At 30.4% G+C, this 19,619-nt stretch carries 22 protein-coding genes; 11 read left to right on the top strand and 11 right to left on the bottom strand.

The window, feature by feature from the left end:
• Positions 1-9 precede the first annotated feature (9 nt).
• The 7 genes from H574_RS0109760 to H574_RS0109730 form a co-directional block, all read right to left on the bottom strand.
• Complete coding sequence (locus tag H574_RS0109760; RefSeq protein ID WP_027880402.1) at positions 10-189, bottom strand: hypothetical protein; 180 nt, start codon at positions 187-189, stop codon at positions 10-12.
• Between the two features lie 22 nt (positions 190-211).
• Positions 212-2,929, bottom strand: a complete 2,718-nt coding sequence (locus H574_RS0109755; RefSeq protein WP_027880401.1) for a coiled-coil domain-containing protein — start codon at positions 2,927-2,929, stop codon at positions 212-214.
• Positions 2,930-2,936: 7 nt separating this feature from the next.
• A complete protein-coding gene (locus H574_RS0109750; RefSeq protein WP_027880400.1) occupies positions 2,937-3,563 on the bottom strand; it encodes a hypothetical protein in 627 nt (208 codons plus the stop codon).
• Between the two features lie 193 nt (positions 3,564-3,756).
• The gene (locus tag H574_RS0109745; RefSeq protein ID WP_027880399.1) at positions 3,757-4,491 is read right to left on the bottom strand and encodes a hypothetical protein; all 735 of its coding nucleotides are present in this window, start codon (positions 4,489-4,491) and stop codon (positions 3,757-3,759) included.
• 84 nt (positions 4,492-4,575) lie between these two features.
• A complete protein-coding gene (locus H574_RS0109740) occupies positions 4,576-4,839 on the bottom strand; it encodes a helix-turn-helix domain-containing protein (protein WP_027880398.1) in 264 nt (87 codons plus the stop codon).
• A gap of 58 nt (positions 4,840-4,897) precedes the next feature.
• Entirely contained in the window at positions 4,898-5,680 is a 783-nt protein-coding gene (locus H574_RS0109735) for a hypothetical protein (protein ID WP_027880397.1), read from the bottom strand.
• Between the two features lie 2 nt (positions 5,681-5,682).
• Positions 5,683-6,963, bottom strand: a complete 1,281-nt coding sequence (locus H574_RS0109730; protein ID WP_027880396.1) for a phage integrase SAM-like domain-containing protein — start codon at positions 6,961-6,963, stop codon at positions 5,683-5,685.
• Positions 6,964-7,337: 374 nt separating this feature from the next.
• Here H574_RS0109730 and H574_RS0109720 point away from each other — a divergent pair, with 374 nt between their 5' ends.
• Both H574_RS0109720 and H574_RS0109715 read left to right on the top strand, forming a co-directional pair.
• The gene (locus H574_RS0109720; protein WP_027880395.1) at positions 7,338-8,909 is read left to right on the top strand and encodes a tetratricopeptide repeat-containing sensor histidine kinase; all 1,572 of its coding nucleotides are present in this window, start codon (positions 7,338-7,340) and stop codon (positions 8,907-8,909) included.
• Position 8,910: 1 nt separating this feature from the next.
• On the top strand, positions 8,911-9,576 hold the full coding sequence (locus H574_RS0109715; protein ID WP_027880394.1) for a response regulator transcription factor: 666 nt from the start codon (positions 8,911-8,913) through the stop codon (positions 9,574-9,576).
• Positions 9,577-9,774: 198 nt separating this feature from the next.
• On the opposite strand, the gene H574_RS0109710 is transcribed toward H574_RS0109715, so the two are convergent.
• The 4 genes from H574_RS0109710 to H574_RS0109695 all read right to left on the bottom strand — a co-directional run bounded on the left by H574_RS0109710 (position 9,775) and on the right by H574_RS0109695 (position 11,683).
• Positions 9,775-10,152 carry a rhodanese-like domain-containing protein gene (locus H574_RS0109710; RefSeq protein ID WP_027880393.1) on the bottom strand — a complete coding sequence of 126 codons (378 nt, stop codon included), beginning with the start codon at positions 10,150-10,152 and terminating at the stop codon, positions 9,775-9,777.
• A 14-nt stretch (positions 10,153-10,166) separates the two neighbouring features.
• The gene (locus H574_RS0109705; RefSeq protein WP_027880392.1) at positions 10,167-10,475 is read right to left on the bottom strand and encodes a rhodanese-like domain-containing protein; all 309 of its coding nucleotides are present in this window, start codon (positions 10,473-10,475) and stop codon (positions 10,167-10,169) included.
• 105 nt (positions 10,476-10,580) lie between these two features.
• Positions 10,581-11,192, bottom strand: a complete 612-nt coding sequence (locus tag H574_RS0109700) for a thioredoxin family protein (protein ID WP_027880391.1) — start codon at positions 11,190-11,192, stop codon at positions 10,581-10,583.
• Between the two features lie 5 nt (positions 11,193-11,197).
• Positions 11,198-11,683, bottom strand: a complete 486-nt coding sequence (locus H574_RS0109695) for a TlpA disulfide reductase family protein (protein ID WP_027880390.1) — start codon at positions 11,681-11,683, stop codon at positions 11,198-11,200.
• Positions 11,684-11,949: 266 nt separating this feature from the next.
• Here H574_RS0109695 and H574_RS0109690 point away from each other — a divergent pair, with 266 nt between their 5' ends.
• The 9 genes from H574_RS0109690 to H574_RS14760 all read left to right on the top strand — a co-directional run bounded on the left by H574_RS0109690 (position 11,950) and on the right by H574_RS14760 (position 19,569).
• Entirely contained in the window at positions 11,950-13,347 is a 1,398-nt protein-coding gene (locus H574_RS0109690; protein WP_027880389.1) for an anthranilate synthase component I family protein, read from the top strand.
• 18 nt (positions 13,348-13,365) lie between these two features.
• Positions 13,366-13,932 carry an anthranilate synthase component II gene (locus H574_RS0109685; protein WP_027880388.1) on the top strand — a complete coding sequence of 189 codons (567 nt, stop codon included), beginning with the start codon at positions 13,366-13,368 and terminating at the stop codon, positions 13,930-13,932.
• Positions 13,933-14,000: 68 nt separating this feature from the next.
• Positions 14,001-14,993, top strand: a complete 993-nt coding sequence (gene trpD, locus H574_RS0109680; RefSeq protein WP_027880387.1) for an anthranilate phosphoribosyltransferase — start codon at positions 14,001-14,003, stop codon at positions 14,991-14,993.
• A 49-nt stretch (positions 14,994-15,042) separates the two neighbouring features.
• Positions 15,043-15,828, top strand: a complete 786-nt coding sequence (trpC, locus tag H574_RS0109675; protein WP_027880386.1) for an indole-3-glycerol phosphate synthase TrpC — start codon at positions 15,043-15,045, stop codon at positions 15,826-15,828.
• 126 nt (positions 15,829-15,954) lie between these two features.
• A complete protein-coding gene (locus tag H574_RS0109670; RefSeq protein WP_027880385.1) occupies positions 15,955-16,605 on the top strand; it encodes a phosphoribosylanthranilate isomerase in 651 nt (216 codons plus the stop codon).
• A 196-nt stretch (positions 16,606-16,801) separates the two neighbouring features.
• Positions 16,802-17,983: a tryptophan synthase subunit beta gene (trpB, locus tag H574_RS0109665; RefSeq protein ID WP_027880384.1), complete on the top strand. Its 1,182-nt coding sequence runs from the start codon at positions 16,802-16,804 to the stop codon at positions 17,981-17,983.
• Between the two features lie 81 nt (positions 17,984-18,064).
• On the top strand, positions 18,065-18,829 hold the full coding sequence (gene trpA, locus H574_RS0109660; RefSeq protein WP_027880383.1) for a tryptophan synthase subunit alpha: 765 nt from the start codon (positions 18,065-18,067) through the stop codon (positions 18,827-18,829).
• Between the two features lie 46 nt (positions 18,830-18,875).
• Positions 18,876-19,283 (top strand): DUF805 domain-containing protein, encoded by a 408-nt coding sequence (locus H574_RS0109655; protein ID WP_027880382.1) that lies wholly within the window; start codon positions 18,876-18,878, stop codon positions 19,281-19,283.
• 139 nt (positions 19,284-19,422) lie between these two features.
• Positions 19,423-19,569, top strand: a complete 147-nt coding sequence (locus H574_RS14760; RefSeq protein ID WP_169558272.1) for a hypothetical protein — start codon at positions 19,423-19,425, stop codon at positions 19,567-19,569.
• Positions 19,570-19,619: the final 50 nt, after the last annotated feature.

The raw sequence follows: 19,619 nt of genomic DNA, 5'->3' as shown, positions 1-19,619 counted from the left end.
ATTTTTTGCTTATTTCTTTTTTCTAGCCTCTCTAAGAACTTTAACTCTTTCTGGATCATATCCGTCTTTATTATCATTATGGATAGACTTTCTCATATTATCAGCAGTTCTTTTTGCTGTTTTGATAAATTCTCTTTTTCGCATAGAATCATGCAATTTTTTTCTGTTTTCTTTTGAATATCTAGACATGATATTTGTATTTATTAAGTGTTTAAAAATTTGCTCCTGCTTCGATATTGTCGTTTTCAATCCTTTCGGCAATACCTGAATGAGTTCCTTGTGAACTTCCTTTATAAGATCCCTCTAGTGATCCTTGTCTTGATCCCTCAAGCGCACCTTTTAACGATCCCATTTCTGAGCCTTTTTCTACAGCTGCAGATATAACATTACTAAGCGTGCTATAATCAACTTTATCATTAGAATTCGCTCTTAGTATCTGTCCTCCAGATTGGAGGTAACTTGAAGTTGTTCCTAATGAAACTCCACCATATTGTTGATTTATTTTAGATAAAAGTGGTTGTATAGCTGCTGATGCTCTTCTGTTTAGAATAAACATTTTTTCATCTTTTTCTGCTTCAAAAGCAGTTCCATCTTCTCCCCAGAACTTAGTTCCTCCAGAACTATGACGTTTACCACCAATATCAATAACAGCTCCATGCTCAGCCTTTTTAATTTTTCCGCCAATGGTACCAATTGATTTAATTGCTGCACCTGCTAAAATTCTACTAATTGCTTGAGCTGTTGAAACTCCTATATTTGCTTGAAGAGCTGCACCTTGAGCTGTATTTAACGCTGTAAATGGTAAACCTGCTGTTAATGGAGAAGCTGCAATTGCTGCTGCGTTTGCTGCTGCTACATTAGAAGCCACTCTTGCAGATGCACCTGCTGATTCAATTTTTACTAGTCCTGCTTGTGCTGCTGCTTCAACCGCAATAGATGCTAGTTTAGCCGCCAAGCTATCGCCTAAGAAACCAGTCAGTGTACTTGTCAATGTTTGAGCTAAAGACGCACGAATATTGGCTGTTGTTTCATCAGATTCAATAAGCCTTTTATTTACTTCCAATTCTTTGGCAAGTCTATCCTCCAGAATATTCTGTTGAATTTCTGAAATAATCTGACCTCTTTCAGTCTCTATCAATGATAGTAATTCTGTTTTTTGCTGCTCATTGAGTTCTAGTTGTTCAAGTTCTAAAAGCTGTCTCTGATAGTCCTGTTCTGCTTTTGCTATTGCTCTTTGATTAGCATCTTCTATATTTCTTAAATCAATCTCATTTTGAAGTTCATTTTTTCGATTATTAAACTCAATTATTCTTCCTAATTCTGTCTCATTAGCTTCAATTTGGAACTGTTTTAAGTCATTGTTAATCTTTAATACTTCAGTAGCATATTCAGTCTCAGAGAGTAACTTAGATTCAAGTTTTTTATCTAATATTTTGATTTCTTCATTTGCTAAAAATTTCAATTCCTCTAAATTCTGCTCGTTAAATCTTCTTTGCTCTTTAAGAAACTCAAGCTCTTGTTCTGCTTTCTCTATTCTTTTTTCAGCAGCTTCTCTAACTTGATCGTTTGCCTCTTTTTGAAGCGCAACACGTTCTCTAATTTGCTCACTTTGTTGTCCTGTTATTCGTTCCTGGATATCTGCAATTGTTGTCAGAGCTTCAGCTTGTTGATCTAGTGCATCTTTGGTTTCTCCCTCTGATTGAATACGTAAATTTGCTACTTCTAAAGCTGCTTGAGCAATTTCTAATTCTTTCTGTAATTGAGTTTGTAAAACTTGACCTAGAGCTGCATTTGCACGGATACGTTCTGGAATTGATTTAGTTGTATCATCTCTAATTTGTCTCAGTTTTTCGGCTGCTTTCTGGTATTCAAGCTGAACAAGTTGAGCTTTACGTTGCTCTTTCTCTAATCTTGCCTCTGCATCTGCTAATGCTTTGGTATCTTTTGCTCCTTTCTGAACCTCAGCATTGAAAGTTTTTAATGCTTTAGCCTCATCTTCAAAACCTAACAACTCTAATCCAGAAGCTATAACTTCAATACCCTTGTAGATTGCTTTTTCTGCAAGTTCAAAACCTTTAACAATTCCATCAATTAAAAATTCTCCTAGTGGTTGTAAAATTTTGAATAGCGCGTTGGATATACCTTGAAAAGCAGAAAACGCACGTTTAATTTTATTAGTTGATTCTTCACTACGGTTCATCGCGCTTTTGATTAAAGCAAATGCACCTACCAGAATAGCCAAAGTTGCTCCTAAAGGCGTTGCTATAAAACCAATTGCAGCTTTAGTTAGAGAAACTAATCCTTGACCTGCAGATTTTAAAGAGTTTTTTAAGAATGCACCTGATCCACCTGCTTCTTTTGATCTTTCCGACAGGACCAGAATATTATTTGTTACACCAGTTAAACCATCTTTAAAAATATTGGTTTCGTCTAGAGCTTCTTTTATAGCATCTTTATAACCACCAATTCCGATTTTTTGCTCCTCTAATGCTGAAACATTTCCTTTAATGATATCAGTATTACGGTTAAGTTTTTCGTTAATTTCTGCTATTGCTCTTTGTCCCTCTTCGGTTTCAATATTAACCTGGTTTCTTATCTTTTTAAGTTCCTTGTTATTTTTGTTGGCAGCATCAATAGACAAAACTTCTTTATTAAGAGCAAGAGTTAGTTTTTGCTCTACGCTTAATAATTTTCCGTTAGTTTCTGTAAGGTTTTCAACTTGTCTTTGGTTTAATCTATACTCAGCAGATACTTTTTTAAGACGTGCCTCTGTTTTAATAAATTCCTCACTGGTTTCTCCAACTGTAGATTTTAGCTTTTGTTGCTCAAGCTTTAAGCTATAAATCTCTTTTTTCAAATCAACAGATTTTTTAATGATACCATCTACATCAATATCTGCTTCAAATAATTTAATTCTTTCTGTATTCATGATTTAATTATTTTTCAAGGAAATTTTGTCTAATTGTGGGTTTAAACAATCCAATCCCTTTTTTATTAACAAGTAACTCACAATCACCAATTCCTCTTGAATCTCCTTCAATTACTACTAACCCATTTAAAGCCACACAAACATTTGCTAAATAATCTTTTCTAACCATCCCTATTGTTCTTGCATCTCTAAAGGCCTCAACAATAGTATTGGCTATTCTTAGCATTTCTTTTTTTTGAGTATTATCGGCATAAGCATAATACCTTTCTAAAATCGGTTGATCTTCCTTTAGTACAAACTCTTCATCAATGATGTCGTATTCGTAACCTTTCCAGTAAACCCTGTTATACTTTCTCAAAGGTTCTATACTTATCCCTAGAGCATTTAAATTAAATTCATCAGAAGCGTTAGGAAACTGAAAAAGCTTTTTAACTTCTTTTTCTAAATAATTGAATTTTTCATCTTTTAGCTTAATCATTTGCTCTTCTGAAAGTTTTCCTCCTAGAACACTTCTAGCTTCTTTAACAAACCTGTTAAGGTTAAGACTAGCTGTAACCATATTAGATTTTTCTTGTTTTATGGATTTTTCATCTTTCCATAAAAATTGATCTTCTGTAATTGCTTCTTTTTTCATTGTGTATAAATTGAAAATTTAATTTTTAGCGCGAGTTTATTTACGCTCTCTTTTTATTTAAATCTTATTAATTGCTCTTTGTATAGTATATTTATATAGCTCGTCATATTTTTGAGAATAAGTTGACCAGTAAAAAAACAGTTTTCAAAATCTCTTTTATAGGTCGTGTATTGCTCTTCATATGGTCGTGATGTCATTTTCCCTCTTCAATCATTTTTAAAACCCTTTCTAAAACTATCTTTTGCTCAAGTTTTCTTTGCTTATCTAAAGTTGATTTTCTATTTAATTCTGCTTGATAAATTAAATCTTCTAATTTCATTTGAAAGGAAATGTAAAAACCTCTTGTATATCTAGAATATGTTATTAATCCCCAACTATTTTGAAGCTCTGATTTAATTTTTTTAGTTTGATACTCGTTACTAAACTTTTGAATTTGATCTGACAGTTCTGATTTATCATTTACTGAATGAGTTTTCCCATCCATTCTAGCCAACCAGTAGTTATTAGTTGTTTTGCAATATGGTTTTTTACCTATAATACTTTTTAAAGCTAGAAAAGCTAGCAAACAGGTATAGTCAAATTTTGATTTATTTTCAATTATAAACCTTTTAAAAACCTCTATTTTAAGCCCTGTTTTTGGCGGGTTTTCTCCATGCTCAGCAATTGAATTATTATAGATTCTTTCAGCATCATTCATAGCATCTACATACGCCTGATGACCACCATCACCGTAACTTAAATCAAAATAGAAAGTAGCTGCGATAAACCTGTCTATCTTTTTATTATTATTTAGTTTGAGAGAATGATGATACAAACAATACTTACAAATTATGTTTAAGCTTGTAATTGGATTCTCCAAAAAACCAGTAAGAAACTGAACAGGAAAATTGAAATATTTACTGTTATTTTTATTTTTGGAATTACTCATAACAGTATAATTTTGTATATTGCAGTATCGCAAAAAGCGAAATAATCCGCATTAAAGCCGTGAGTATGGAATGTATTCATGGCTTTATTTTTTTACAGGCTTTAGTGCCTGCATTATTTCTGATTTTTTGTAATATCTACGACTACCAATTGAATAGGCTTGAAGTCTGCCTTGATTGGTATATGTCCAAAGTGTTGTACTGTTAATATCTAACAGTTTACATACTTGATCTCTGGTTAATAGATCTTCGTCGTCTTTTGGCTTTTGCTGTTTAGCTGTTCTTATATCTGATATCATTTTCTCGATACCAGATAATTTTTCTTCTAAAACTTTGAAAGGATTTTCCATAATTGCACTTTGTTATCGTTACTGTGCAAATATGGGTTAGCTATTTTTGCGTAACTGGTTATAACCAGTTACTATTTTTTAAAAAGTCTTTTAGATCAGTCTCTATAACTACCCTTTTTCCATCAGGTAGAACATTTTTTACATTTTCTAATCTATTTTTATGATTTCTATCTTTTATTATCGAATCATAGCTACGTGTTCTATATCCTATTTGTCTATAACGATTAAATTTTTGATATAATTTGTGACCAGAACATTCCCACTTTTTACCAAAATCCATATTGTTTGACTTAGTTACCTCCTCTTCTATATAAAATAAATATAGAGCTAGTTCATCTATACTCTCAAAAAACTCTTTGTACTTTGGTTTTTTTCGTGGGTTCTTGGGTTTTCCTTCAACTGAACTTTCTTGAGGTTTAATCTTAGTTTTAAGATACTTTTGAAAGGTTTCTGATTTTATTTTTAGCTTTTTTGTACTATAAACGACATCTTGTATGTTATCAATTTGATTATACAATCTTCTTGCATCTTTTCCTGTATCAACCATTAAAAACTGATAATTGAAATTATCAGCAATTTCATCAGCTATAAAATTCAATCTATCTGTATCATTCAAGAAGTTATAAGGATCTTTAACTTTTAATTCAAATTCACTATTTAATAATTTGTATGGGTTATTAATTTGTGAATATTCTGCAATAACCATCTTCATCTCATCAGTATTGTTACTTTCAATCGATAGTTTTATTTCTTTCTTAGCATCTTTCTCAGCTAACAATTCTGATTCATAAATTGTTTGAGATATATAATGATTAATCTTATTTGGATTATCTAAACTCATAATTAAAAGTAATTAGTTAATTCAAGCGCAAGATCTTTATTACTCTTGCCTATATAATTTAAAAATGCTGCTTCTGTAGTATGACCAGTAACATAAATTAAGTAACTGGTTGGAATATTATTGTGTCCGTAAAAATTTGAAGCAAAGGATCTTCTACCTACATGAGAAGATACAAGTTTCCATTTTTCGTATTTACCAGGTACACGTCTAATTTTTGATTTATCTGCTTCTGGATCTATGTTTGCTTGTACCTTACCACTAACCTTATCATTTATCTTAGCTAACTGACAAACTGTTTTTATGTAATCGTTGTACTTCTGGTCCGAAATTGCTCTAGGAAACTGTCCATCTCTTTTATTAAGTATCTCTTGCACTTTTGGATGCACAGGTATAGTCATTAACTTGTTTGTTTTTTTCTGCTTGAATTCAATTAATGATTTTCCGTTTTCTACTCTTATCATATCAGATGTAAACCTCATAAAGTCACTAATTCTTTGTCCCGTATAACAACTAATTATTAGCCAATCTCTAGCGTTATCAAGATGCTCTTTAGAGTATTCTTTATTTTGAATTTTTTCAAGCTCCTCAAATGAAAGATATATACTCTTAACTGGTTCTTTTTTTACCTTGAGATCTAATAGTTCTGGATGCGTTGGCAAACCTTTCTTTTTGGCATATTTGCAAAATGACTTAATGAACACTAACTCTCTTTGTATAGTATTTTGAGAATATTTTTCTTTTTTATAGTATTTGATTAACTCCTGCTTAAAAGTTTCTCCTATTTCACTAATTAAAATAGTTTTACCTCTAGCCGCTTGCATCCTAATCATTTTGTTACGGATGACATTGAATTTTTTTATTGAAGCTTCTGAAATATCCTCTTGACGTTCTTCAATGTAGTATTTGATGAACGAGATTAAATCTTCTGGTATTTTTTGAGCTTTAGTTTTAGGACTGTAATAATCATTTAAAGCACTAACAAGCCATTCTTTATCAACGTTACTTGGATCAGATTTTTCAAAAGCATCTAGAACATAGCTTTTGATACTGTTAAGCTCTGCATTAACTTCTGACTGCCTATTAACAACCTCAACATCTTTAACACGTTTTAGATTGTGCTGCTTGTTCCAGTAATGCTCACTAACCTTGAGCTTAGTCTTTGCTCCTAGAACAATATCCTTGTAACCCTTTTTAAATTCAGAATCATGAAACCTAAATAAAAGCCGTATATTTAAATACGCTTCGCTCTTGCTTGAGCGATATAAAAAATTTACGCTTGCCATTTTGCCTATATTGATAAAGCAATATACAAAATATGTACGGCATTTGTACGGTAAAACTAAAATTAAAACAAACTAATCGAAACCTATTAAAAGTATTTTTTAAAGATTTACACTACAAACCTTTGATTTTAATAGCAGCTTTAAAGGAAACTCAATTATTTGAGTAAGGAGCGATTTTTAGTTAAAGTGGTCTCTCCGACTCCACATAAAACCCTGTAAAGTGTTTATTTTACAGGGTTTTATTTATTTTTTAATAATTTATTCTGAAAGAAATTTCTTAAAATAATATTCCTGCTTTATACGTATTGTTATATTTTTGATTTATGAATAATAAATCACTATTAATATTATTTTCTTTTTTTGCTTGCTATTTTATGAGTATTAAAATAGCTTTTAGTAAAACTGAAATAGATAGTCTACAGTTTTTTATTGAAAAAATAACCTCGATAAACTCTAACAAAGATCTTTTTGATGCTTATAACTACTTGTCTAAAGAGAAAGAAAAAAGATCTGATTTAGACAAAACTTATATTTACTACAACCTTTCTAAAATTGACTACACTTTAGGCTTTTACTATGATAGCGAATATAATGCTGTGCAAGCTTTAAAAATTATTGATAAAATTGCCGACTCTGACTTTAAAACAAGCTATAAAAAAAGTCTTTACACATTATTAGGTAAAATTTATAAAGCATTAAACTTTAATGATCAAGCGCTAAATTTTTACAACAAATCGCTTAAAATTGCTAGTACTACTAAAGATAGTGTTGTCATTTACAATAATATTGCTACAACATATAAGGCTAATAAAGATTTTAAAAAGGCTAACAACATCCTACTAAAAGCTAAAGAGTTATTACATAAAATTAATGATCAAACCGAGGTAGCTAGAATACTTGACAATCTTGGAGCCGTAAAGACTATTTTACAAGACCCAGAAGCTTATACTTATCTAAAAAAATCACTAAAAATACGCCAGAAACTTAAAGATTATTCGCAATTATACCCAAGTTATAAAAGCCATTTCAATTATTACTTTAGCAAGAATAATATCGACTCTGCAAAAAAATATAGTGATCTAGCTTACAATATATCCAAACTAATTAATAGTCCTTCTTATCAAATAGATGCTATTAAATTAAAACTTAAAACCAATAATAATTACAACATTAATGAGTTTTTAAAACTTACAGACAGTTTAGAAAAAGTAAGAAACATCAATAAAAATCAATACTCTCTTTTAAAGTATAATGTAAATAAAAGCTTACTAGAAACTGAAAAGCAAAAAAACCAAAAAACCATCTACAAGTTTAGCTTAATCTTTACAATAATACTAGTTGTATTATTCTTGTATTTATTAAACATAAGACACAAAAAACAAAAATTAGAACAAATCTACCAAACTGAAACCAACATCTCTAAAAGAATACATGATGAAGTAGCAAACGACATTTATAAATATATGATTGTTTTAAATGAAAACAAATTAGATAAACAGCTACAATTAGACACCATAGAAGATATATACTACAAGACTAGAGATATCTCTAAAGAAATTAATGTAATAAATGAAAAATCTAATTTTAAAGACGAATTAAAAGATCTCTTTTCTAGCTATTCTAACAACCAATGTAAAGTTGTAAGTAATGGTTTTTCTGATATTGACTGGAACAAAATTAACAAGCATAAAAAAATAACTATTTACCGCGTATTACAAGAGCTTTTAACTAACACAAAAAAACATAGTCAAGCTAATTTAGTAGTAATTAAAATTAATACAAATCGTAAAAAACTAGAACTTCAATATACAGATAATGGTATTGGTACTAATCTAAATTTTAAAAATGGTTTGAAGAATACGGAAAACCGTATAAATACCTTAAAAGGAACTATTACTTTTGATACTAAACCAAATAATGGTTTTAAAGCAAAAATTATAATTTAAAATGTTCAAAAAAGTTTTAATTTCTGATGACTTAGATAGTATTAGCCAAGGTGTTTTAAGCACACTTGAAAGTTTAAATATTAGCAATATAGATAAAACACTTTATTGTGATGATGCGTATTTAAAATTAAAAAAAGGTTATCTAGACAAAAACCCTTATCAATTATTTATTACAGACTTATCTTTTATTGCAGATCATCGTGAACAAAAATTTAATTCTGGTAAAGATTTAATTAATACATTAACCCAAGAACATCCTGATTTAAAAATTATAGTTTATAGTATTGAAGATAGACTAGAAAATGTAAAACAACTTTATTCTAATAATAAAGTAAGTGCTTACGTATGTAAAGGAAGAAATGGTTTAAAAGAATTAAAAAATGCCATAATTGATGTTTATGATAAAAAAACATATCTTTCACCATCAATTTCTGATCGTTTAAAATCTAAAAATCATTTAGAAATAACAGACTATGACATCGAGTTATTAAAACTATTATCTATAGGATTATCTCAAGATGAAATTAGCAGTAATTTTAAACAGAAAAATATATCGCCTAACAGTTTAAGTTCAATAGAAAAAAAAATAAATAAACTTAAATTATACTTTAATGCTCAAAACGCAATACACTTAGTATCAATAACAAAAGATACTGGTCTAATTTAATTTATTCAACTTACGGTTTACCGTAAAACTATTTTAAACTATTAAGTTAGCTTTACACCATAGATAATGTTTTGGGAGAAGCCATTATCTTAAGTTAGCTAATTGTTGAGTTAAATTTATTTTTTGGCTATTAATCATTTTATTAAATTTATTAAATCTCAACAAAAAAGCCTTACAGAAATGTAAGGCTTTTTATTTTTATTTCTCTTCTTGGCTTAACCATTTACTGTATCCGCCTTTAAAGTCATAAATTTTAACAAATCCTAGGGACTTCATTTTTTCTGCACATTTAGCACTTCTACCTCCCATGTGACAATACACCAATACTGGTTTGTTTTTATCTAACTGTTGTATATCATTTTCAAAAGTTGGTGATAAAAAATTTATGTTTTGTGCTGTTGCAATATGTCCTGCATCATACTCTTCTGGAGTCCTTACATCTATTAGTTGCACATCTTCCATATTAAGATATGTTTGCATCTCTTCTTGTGACACAACTTCTATTTCTCCTTCGGTTACTGTTTTACAGCTTACAATAACTGCTAATAACAAGAATAAAATTAAAGGTTTTTTCATACTAAAAAGTTTATTTATTCTACGTCTCCTGTCCATTCTAATATACCACCTAATAAATTATAAGCATTATCAAAACCTAATTGATTCATAATATTACAAGCTTTTTCACTACGTGCTCCTGATCTACAATACACATAGTAGTTTTTTGATTTATCAAGTTCTTCAAGTTGATAAACAAATCCTTGCCCTTTATAAATATCTATATTAATTGAATTTGGTATTTTCTTTTCTGCAACTTCAGCTTCTGTTCTTACATCTAATATTACTGCATTATCATCTGCATTAAGCTGCTCTGTCCAATCTTTTTGAGATAAATTTGCCATCTTTTAAATATTTTTTTTCAAAATTAAGATTTCTAAGTTATATAGACGTAAAAAAACCCGGAATGTTACATTTCGGGTCTTAACTTTAAATAAAATTATAAACTTTTATACTTTTATAGTACAACCAATAGCTTTTGTTTCCTTAACTTTAATTTCATTTCCTGATAGCAATGCGTTAACAGCATCTTCTACATATCTAGTTTTTACTGCATTTGCATCTTGAAAATTATCATCTATTGCGCCAATATATTTAACAATATTTCCTTTTTTAGTTTTTTGCAAAACATACACATGTGGTGTTTTAGTGGCTCCATATTGTGGATAAATCTTTTGACCTTTATCAATTAGATACGGAAATGTAAAACCTTTTTCTTTGGCTCTTTTTTGCATTGCTTCCATGTTATCTCCTGGTTTTACATCTGTATTATTTGGCATAATTGCAATAACAGGGTAACCTTTACTTGAATATTTTTTATTTAAGGCTTCAATTCTGTCTTCATAAGCTACTGCATATGGACATGTATTACATGTAAAAGTTACTATAAATCCTTTTGCTTCATTAAAATCTGAAAGTGACACCATAGATCCGTCTATGTTTTCTAATTTAAAATCGGTAGCAATATCACCTATTTTATAACCTTCTTTAGGTTTAATTGTAAAAGCACTAATTGTTAGCACTAGTACAAATAATGTTAATAATTTCTGTGTTGTTTTCATGAGAGTTATTTTAAAAATTTATTTAGTGTTCTTTCTAATTCTTCATACTCAAAAGCTTGCTCAAAAAATTCTCGTTTTTTAGAATTATAAATTAAAGTTGCTGGTATAGCACCAGACCAGTCTTTATTTACTTTTGGAATCCAATAATTAGAATCCATATCATTTAAAGCATAAAGCTCTGACTGTAACTGTTTTTCGTTTATAAAATTTTTAAGTTTTGTATCAAAATGCTTAGGAAAGTCTAAACTGACCAAAACAACCTCTACATTTTTATCTTTATATTGTTTATTAATCCTTTCAAAATAAGGTAATTCTTTAACGCATGGCGCACACCAAGTTGCCCAAAAATTAACTACATAAGTCTTATTGTCCTGTTTGTTTAGCACTTTTTCTAAACCGTTATAATCTACTTCTGTAAATGTTATTTCTTTACTTTCTTCTTTACAAGAAACCATTAATAAAACCACTAAAATTGGCAATATGTATCTCATTAAATCTAAATTTTAGAATAAAAATAATAATCACCTATGTGTTATTTTAAGTTTTAACAAATAATTAATTGCTGATTATATTTGAAAACTAAAATTTCATTTTTATATTTACACCGTAAATAAAACACATGAACACAATTTTAAATCATACTTGGTGGTGGAACTTCAAGATTTCAATCTTCGTGAAGTAAACCCTTAGTATATTTAATTTAAAAATATTTTATAAAGGCTTGTCATTCACGACAAGCCTTTTTTTTTTTACCATTATGAAAACATTTAGCTTATACACTCATTACAAAAAAATCTTAGCAGATACGATAACACCCGTTAGTATCTATTTAAAAATTCGTGATAAATATCCAAATAGTATCCTATTAGAAAGTAGCGATTATCACGCTAACGATAACAGTTTTTCTTACATCTGTTTCAATCCAATAGCCTCTATTAAAGTAGATGACAAAGCTATTACACAAACTTTTCCTGACGGAAGTGTTATGAGTAACAGAGTAAGAAATGTAACTCAAATGATACATAAGTTTACTAAACGATTTAAAGTCAATTCTGAAACAGATTTTAAGTTTATCAACAATGGTATTTTTGGTTACACTGCCTATGATGCTGTAAAACATTTTGAAGATGTTTCTATTAGTAAAAAACCAAATTCTTTAGATATACCTGATATTTACTATGCAGTTTACCAAAACATCATAGCCATAAATCATTTTAAAAATGAAGCATATATTTTTGCCCATTGTTTTGAGACAGATAATAATATAGACGAAGTTTTACAATTAATAAGCTCTAAAAATTATGCTACATATAAATTTAACACAGAATCTGAAATAAAGTCTAACCTAACAGATGAGGACTATAAAAATCACGTAGAGTTAGCTAAAAAACATTGTGCAAGAGGTGATGTGTTTCAGTTAGTGTTATCTAAAAAATTCTCTCAAAGCTTTAAAGGTGATGAGTTTAACGTATATCGTGCATTAAGAAGTATTAATCCTTCTCCGTATTTGTTTTATTTTGACTACGGAAATTTTAAAATCTTCGGAAGCTCTCCAGAAGCACAACTAGTAGTTAATAACGGTCAAGCCGAAATACATCCAATTGCTGGCACATTTAAAAGAACAGGTAATGATGAAGAAGACCAAAAGCTAGCTAAAAAATTAGCAGAAGACGCTAAAGAAAATGCAGAACATGTCATGCTAGTTGATTTAGCAAGAAACGATTTAAGCAGACACGGAAGCGAAGTAAAAGTAGAAACTTACAGAGAAGCGCAATTCTTTTCGCACGTTATACATTTAGTAAGTAAAGTTACAGGTAAAGTTCATAAAAACACAGCGACAATGCAAGTTGTTGCTGATACTTTTCCTGCGGGCACGTTAAGCGGCGCTCCAAAACATAAAGCTTTACAACTTATAGAAAAATACGAAAAAACAAGTCGTGCATTTTATGGAGGTGCAATTGGTTTTATGGATTTTAAAGGTAACTACAATCACGCCATCATGATACGTACATTTATAAGCAAAGACCATAACCTACATTGGCAAGCTGGCGCAGGAATTGTATCTAAATCCATTCCAGAAAACGAATTACAAGAAGTTTACAACAAACTAGGAGCCTTAACAAAAGCAATTGATTTAGCAGAACAAATTAATTAATCCTAAATCTAAATAAACATGAAAAAAGTATTAGTTATAGATAATTACGACAGTTTTACGTACAACTTAGTACATTATTTAGAAGACCTTAACTGCAATGTTACCGTAAAAAGAAACGACAAACTTACTATAGATTTTGTAGAGCAATTTGATAAAGTAGTATTGTCGCCTGGTCCAGGTATTCCTGAAGAGGCTGGTTTATTAAAAGAAATCATAAAAACTTATGCACCTACAAAAAGTATTTTTGGTGTTTGCTTAGGGCAACAAGCAATTGCTGAAGTTTTCGGGGGACAATTAATTAATCTAAACGATGTGTATCATGGTGTATCAACAAAAGTAACAATTACTGTAGATGACGAATCATTGTTTAACGGATTAGAAAAAACCATTGAAGTAGGACGATATCACTCTTGGGTTGTAGACCCTAATTTACCTGAAAGTTTAGAAGCTACTTCGGTAGACGAAAACGGACAAATCATGTCTTTACGCCATAAAATATATGATGTAAAAGGTGTACAATATCATCCAGAAAGTGTATTAACACCTTACGGAAAAAAAATTTTAGAAAACTGGCTAAAAGAATAAATCCGTCTTTCCTTCAAGAGATAAGGAATCAAAAAAGATTTAAAAAAAATTGTCACGTTAAAATAATTATGAAACACATATTAAACCGATTAATAAATCACGAAAGCATCTCTAGCGAAGAAGCAAAACAAGTATTAGTAAATATTTCAGAAGGTCTTTACAACAAAAGTCAAATAGCTTCTTTTTTAACTGTTTACATGATGAGAAGCATTACTTTAGAAGAGCTGCAAGGTTTTCGTGATGCGCTTTTAGAATTGTGTATACCTGTAGATCTTTCAGATTTTAACGCTATAGATTTATGCGGTACTGGTGGTGATGGTAAAAACACATTTAACATATCAACATTATCCTCTTTTATTACAGCAGGAGCAGGAGTTAAAGTTGCAAAGCACGGTAATTATGGCGTATCTTCAGCTTCAGGATCTTCCAATGTTTTAGAAAAACTAGGAGTGCATTTTACCAACAATGAAGATGTTTTAAAACGCTGTATTGACCAAGCTGGTATTTGCGTTATGCACGCACCTTTATTTCATCCAGTAATGAAAAACGTAGGCCCAATAAGAAAAGAGTTAGGCGTAAAAACGTTCTTTAACATGCTTGGCCCAATGGTAAATCCAGCGTTTCCTAAAAATCAAATGGTTGGTGTATTTAATCTAGAATTACAACGCCTATATGGTTACCTATACCAACAAACCGATAAAAACTACAGCATTGTTCATGCAATAGATGGTTATGATGAAATCTCACTGACAGGAAAAACAAAAATCATCACTAACCAATCTGAAGTTATTTTAGACCCAAGCGACTTAAATATAGAACAAATTGAAGCTTCAGAAATTTTTGGTGGTAATACTGTTGAAGATGCTGCTAGAATTTTCAAAAAAGTAATTTCAGGAAAAGGCACTAAAGCGCAAAACGATGTTGTTTGTGCTAATGCAGGTCTTGCTATTGCTACAGTTAAGCAAATTTCTCATCAGGAAGGATTTAAACTTGCTAAAGAAAGTCTTGGTACAGGTGAAGCAAAACGCAGCTTACAAAAATTAATAGAATTAAGTTATTAATAGATATCATATCAAGAAGTTTTAAAAGACCAATAAAATTGTAATGAAAATGAACATCTTAGATAAAATTACAGCAGATAAACGTAAAGAAGTCGATTTAAAAAAATCACTTATTTCAGCCAAACAATTAGAACAATCGTTTCTATTCCAAAGACAAACCATTTCATTAACAGAAAGATTAAAAAATAGCGCTTCAGGTATCATTGCAGAACATAAACGCCGTTCACCTTCTAAAGCAACTATAAATCAAGATTTAAACGTTCAAGATGTTGCAAAAGGTTACGAAAACGCTGGTGTTTGTGGTATGTCTGTACTAACCGACGGTAAATATTTTGGCGGTAGTTTAGACGATCTAATTCTTGCTAGAGCAAGTAGTAATTTACCACTACTTAGAAAAGAATTTATAATTGACCAATATCAAATTATAGAAGCAAAAGCTTATGGTGCAGATGTTATTTTACTAATTGCTGCAATACTTTCTAAAGAAGAAATTAAGCAGTTTTCAACACTTGCTAAACAATTAAATTTAGATGTTTTATTAGAAGTTCATAATGAAGAAGAATTACACAAATCCATCATGCCAAGTATTGATATGTTAGGCGTAAACAACAGAAATTTAAAAACTTTTGAAGTCTCTCTTGAAACTAGTAAACTGTTAAGCGAAATTATCCCTAATGATTTTGTAAAAGTATCTGAAAGCGGAATAAGCACTGTTGAAGCCATTAAAGATTTAAAGCAATTTGGCTACAAAGGTTTTTTAATAGGTGAAAACTTTATGAAAACAGACAATCCGGGAGAAAATGCAAAAGTGTTTATTGAAGAATTAAATAGATAATTGTCATGTTGAATGCATGTGAGACATCTCATCATGATGTAATTTCTCAATCGCTTTGCTCACGTCGAAATGACCATAAATAGTAATTAAATAATAGATTCCTGCCTACGCAGGAATGACAAGAATATGAAACTAAAAGTTTGCGGAATGAAATACCAAGACAACATTAATCAAGTTGCTGCGTTGCAACCTGATTATTTGGGTTTCATTTTTTACGAAAAATCAAGTCGTTTTTTTGAAGGTGTTATTCCTAAGTTACCAAAAACAGTAAAAAAAGTTGGTGTATTTGTAGATGCTAGTTTAGAGTTTATTTTGAGTAAAATTGAAACACATCAATTAAACGTTATCCAATTACATGGACAAGAAACACCTGAATTTTGTAAAGAATTAAAAACACATTGTCATTCAGACCACAGCGAAAAATCTATAAAAATCATCAAAGTCTTTTCAATAAAAGACCATTTTGATTTTTCAGTATTACAACCTTTTGAAAACATTTGTGACTATTTTTTATTCGATACAAAAGGAAAATTACCTGGCGGAAATGGATACACATTTAATTGGGACGTATTAAAAAACTATCCTTCAACAACACCTTATTTTTTAAGTGGCGGAATAGGTTTAAATGAAGTTGAATCTATTTTGTCATTCCAGCAAAAAAAGGAATCCAAAAACTGTTACGCTATTGACGTGAATAGCAAATTTGAAATTACACCTGGTTTAAAAGATATTGAAGCATTAGAAAAATTTAAGAGCAGCATGTCATTCCGCACTTGATGCGGAATCTATTTCAAACTGAATAAAAGAAATGTAAAATTAAAAAGATTCCTAACTACGTAGGAATGACACAAAAAAACAAATTGGTCACTTCGAGTTATTTTTGAGAAACGAAAAAATTGTAACTAGAAGCAAAAGGTCTTGATACAATTCTGATAAATCGGAATTAATTGACCTGACGATAAAATAAAATACTATGAATTACAACATTAACGAAAAAGGGTATTACGGAGATTTTGGCGGTGCATTTATCCCAGAAATGCTCTATCCAAACGTAGAAGAATTACGTCAAAATTACTTAAACATCATGGCAGAACCTTCTTTTAAAGCAGAGTTTGACCAATTATTAAAAGATTATGTTGGTCGTCCTTCTCCACTCTATTTTGCCAAACGTCTTTCAGAAAAATATAACACTAAAATCTATTTAAAGCGCGAAGATTTAAATCATACTGGTGCACATAAAATTAACAATACCATTGGTCAAATTTTAATGGCAAAACGACTAGGCAAAAACCGTATTATTGCCGAAACTGGTGCTGGACAACATGGTGTAGCAACAGCAACAGTTTGTGCACTTATGGGTATAGAATGTATTGTTTACATGGGTGAAATTGATATCGCACGTCAAGCACCAAATGTAGCACGTATGAAAATGCTTGGCGCAACAGTAATACCTGCAACCTCTGGAAGCAAAACCTTAAAAGACGCTACAAACGAAGCTATTAGAGATTGGATTAATAATCCTGTAGACACACATTATATTATTGGAAGTGTTGTTGGTCCGCATCCTTATCCTGATATGGTAGCAAAGTTTCAAGCAGTAGTTTCAGAAGAAATTAAATTTCAACTAAAAGACAAAGAAGGTACCGAAAATCCAGACTACGTTATTGCTTGTGTTGGTGGCGGTAGTAATGCTGCTGGCGCATATTACCATTATTTAAATAATGAAAACGTAAAACTTATCGCTGTAGAAGCTGCTGGTTTAGGCGTAGATTCTGGTGAAAGTGCTGCAACATCTGTATTAGGAAAAGAAGGCATCATTCACGGAAGTAAAACTTTATTAATGCAAACTAACGATGGTCAAATTACCGAGCCTTATTCTATTTCAGCAGGATTAGATTATCCTGGCGTTGGACCAATGCATGCGCATTTATACAAAACTGGTCGTGCCGAGTTTATTTCGATTACAGATGATCAAGCCATGCAAGCTGGTTTAGAATTGTGCAAATTAGAAGGTATTATTCCTGCTATAGAAACATCTCATGCATTAGGTGTTTTCGAACAAAAAACGTTTAAACCTAACGATATTGTTGTAGTAAGTTTATCTGGTCGTGGTGATAAGGATTTACAAAACTATATAGACTATTTTAAAATTTAAAACTTGTCATTCCGCACTTAATGCGGAATCCAAATAAAAACCTAAAAATAGATTCCTACTTAAATAGGAATAACATATAAAATGAACAGAATAAACCAAAAACTAAACGAAGACAAAAAACTTTTGTCTATATACTTTACAGCAGGTTATCCAAACTTAAATGATACCCTTACAATAATAGAAAATCTAGAAAAAAGCGGTGTAGATATGATAGAGATTGGGTTACCTTTTAGTGATCCTTTAGCAGATGGGCCAACCATACAGGCAAGCTCTACAGAAGCTCTAAAAAATGGAATGACTACAGAAGTGCTTTTTAAGCAATTAAAAGATGTAAGAAAAACCGTTTCTATTCCATTAATTATCATGGGGTATTTTAATCCGATGTTGCAATATGGTGTTGAGGCTTTTTGTAAAAAATGTCAAGAAATTGGTATAGATGGATTAATAATTCCTGATTTGCCAGTAGATGTGTATAACGAACAATACAAAAGTACTTTTGAAAAGTACGGATTAATAAATGTATTTTTAATTACACCTCAAACCTCAAAAGAGCGTATTAAATTTATAGATTCTATTTCAAACGGATTTATTTATATGGTTAGTAGCGCGAGTGTTACAGGAAGCAGTAAAGGTTTTGGTGATACGCAAACCAATTATTTTAAGCGCATTGCAGATATGCAACTTAACAATCCGCAAATCGTAGGATTTGGAATAAATAACAACGATACTTTTACTCAAGCCACAACTTATGCTAAAGGAGCTATTATTGGAAGCGCGTTTATTAAACATTTATCAAATAACGGTGTTAACAAAATAGAAGACTTCATCAGCTCTGTAAGAAAATAAAACATATATTTGGTTATTAATCACTAACCAATTAAAATATTTCATTATGGAATGGTATTTAAAAGTCGTAAGAGATAATTACGCAAATTTTGAAGGAAGAGCAAGACGTCAAGAGTATTGGATGTTTGTCTTATTTAATTTTTTATTTATAGTAGCTATTGCTTTAGTTTCTGGTGTACTATCAGGTCTATTAGAAGCTCCTGGTTTTATGTTTTTATACCTTATCTATGTTTTAGCAGTGTTTATCCCTAGTTTAGCTGTAGCTGTAAGACGATTACATGATGTTGGAAAAAGCGGATGGTTTTATCTAATTAGTTTAATACCATTAATTGGTGGGATTTGGTTATTAATTCTTTTTGTTACAGAAGGAGATAAAGGTCCTAATCAATATGGTCCAGATCCTAAAGCACCAAACTCTGAAGAAATTAATGAGATTGGTCAAGTAAATGACTAAAATATTTCTAAACCATAAAAAAGCCTGCATAAGTTATGCAGGCTTTTTTATTAACATCTTAAAAGAATTGTTTAACAACGATTTATGAAAATTTCTCATTGTTTTTCTTAAATTATAATTGAACAAAAAAAGAAAAATTATGGGAATTATAGCCGACAGAAAATTAAAACGAACAAAAGAACAAACCAATCCAACTAATCCGACAGGAAACACAAAGTTGGAAACAAACGATTTTGATATTGATGAAAAAACAATCAAAAATCAGCAAAATAAAACAAACAGTTAATCTGTAAATATTTATATTTAAAGCCTATTCTTAAAAGGTAGAATAGGCTT

This window comes from Mesoflavibacter zeaxanthinifaciens DSM 18436, from assembly GCF_000422365.1.
Lineage (GTDB): Bacteria > Bacteroidota > Bacteroidia > Flavobacteriales > Flavobacteriaceae > Mesoflavibacter > Mesoflavibacter zeaxanthinifaciens.
Note: the sequence above shows the minus strand (reverse complement) of the source record. Positions and strands in the feature narration are given on the sequence as shown.

Excerpts from the sequence above, each read along its gene's own strand:
- trpA (WP_027880383.1), top strand. The coding sequence starts at position 18,065 with ATGAACAGAATAAACCAAAAACTAAACGAAGACAAAAAACTTTTGTCT.
- H574_RS0109670 (WP_027880385.1), top strand. The coding sequence starts at position 15,955 with ATGAAACTAAAAGTTTGCGGAATGAAATACCAAGACAACATTAATCAA.
- H574_RS0109750 (WP_027880400.1), bottom strand. The coding sequence starts at position 3,563 with ATGAAAAAAGAAGCAATTACAGAAGATCAATTTTTATGGAAAGATGAA.
- H574_RS0109705 (WP_027880392.1), bottom strand. The coding sequence starts at position 10,475 with ATGGCAAATTTATCTCAAAAAGATTGGACAGAGCAGCTTAATGCAGAT.
- H574_RS0109755 (WP_027880401.1), bottom strand. The coding sequence starts at position 2,929 with ATGAATACAGAAAGAATTAAATTATTTGAAGCAGATATTGATGTAGAT.
- H574_RS0109685 (WP_027880388.1), top strand. The coding sequence starts at position 13,366 with ATGAAAAAAGTATTAGTTATAGATAATTACGACAGTTTTACGTACAAC.
- trpB (WP_027880384.1), top strand. The coding sequence starts at position 16,802 with ATGAATTACAACATTAACGAAAAAGGGTATTACGGAGATTTTGGCGGT.
- H574_RS0109695 (WP_027880390.1), bottom strand. The coding sequence starts at position 11,683 with ATGAGATACATATTGCCAATTTTAGTGGTTTTATTAATGGTTTCTTGT.
- trpC (WP_027880386.1), top strand. The coding sequence starts at position 15,043 with ATGAACATCTTAGATAAAATTACAGCAGATAAACGTAAAGAAGTCGAT.
- H574_RS0109745 (WP_027880399.1), bottom strand. The coding sequence starts at position 4,491 with ATGAGTAATTCCAAAAATAAAAATAACAGTAAATATTTCAATTTTCCT.
- H574_RS0109730 (WP_027880396.1), bottom strand. The coding sequence starts at position 6,963 with ATGGCAAGCGTAAATTTTTTATATCGCTCAAGCAAGAGCGAAGCGTAT.
- H574_RS14760 (WP_169558272.1), top strand. The coding sequence starts at position 19,423 with ATGGGAATTATAGCCGACAGAAAATTAAAACGAACAAAAGAACAAACC.
- H574_RS0109655 (WP_027880382.1), top strand. The coding sequence starts at position 18,876 with ATGGAATGGTATTTAAAAGTCGTAAGAGATAATTACGCAAATTTTGAA.
- H574_RS0109700 (WP_027880391.1), bottom strand. The coding sequence starts at position 11,192 with ATGAAAACAACACAGAAATTATTAACATTATTTGTACTAGTGCTAACA.
- H574_RS0109690 (WP_027880389.1), top strand. The coding sequence starts at position 11,950 with ATGAAAACATTTAGCTTATACACTCATTACAAAAAAATCTTAGCAGAT.
- H574_RS0109710 (WP_027880393.1), bottom strand. The coding sequence starts at position 10,152 with ATGAAAAAACCTTTAATTTTATTCTTGTTATTAGCAGTTATTGTAAGC.
- H574_RS0109715 (WP_027880394.1), top strand. The coding sequence starts at position 8,911 with ATGTTCAAAAAAGTTTTAATTTCTGATGACTTAGATAGTATTAGCCAA.
- H574_RS0109740 (WP_027880398.1), bottom strand. The coding sequence starts at position 4,839 with ATGGAAAATCCTTTCAAAGTTTTAGAAGAAAAATTATCTGGTATCGAG.
- trpD (WP_027880387.1), top strand. The coding sequence starts at position 14,001 with ATGAAACACATATTAAACCGATTAATAAATCACGAAAGCATCTCTAGC.
- H574_RS0109735 (WP_027880397.1), bottom strand. The coding sequence starts at position 5,680 with ATGAGTTTAGATAATCCAAATAAGATTAATCATTATATATCTCAAACA.
- H574_RS0109720 (WP_027880395.1), top strand. The coding sequence starts at position 7,338 with ATGAGTATTAAAATAGCTTTTAGTAAAACTGAAATAGATAGTCTACAG.
- H574_RS0109760 (WP_027880402.1), bottom strand. The coding sequence starts at position 189 with ATGTCTAGATATTCAAAAGAAAACAGAAAAAAATTGCATGATTCTATG.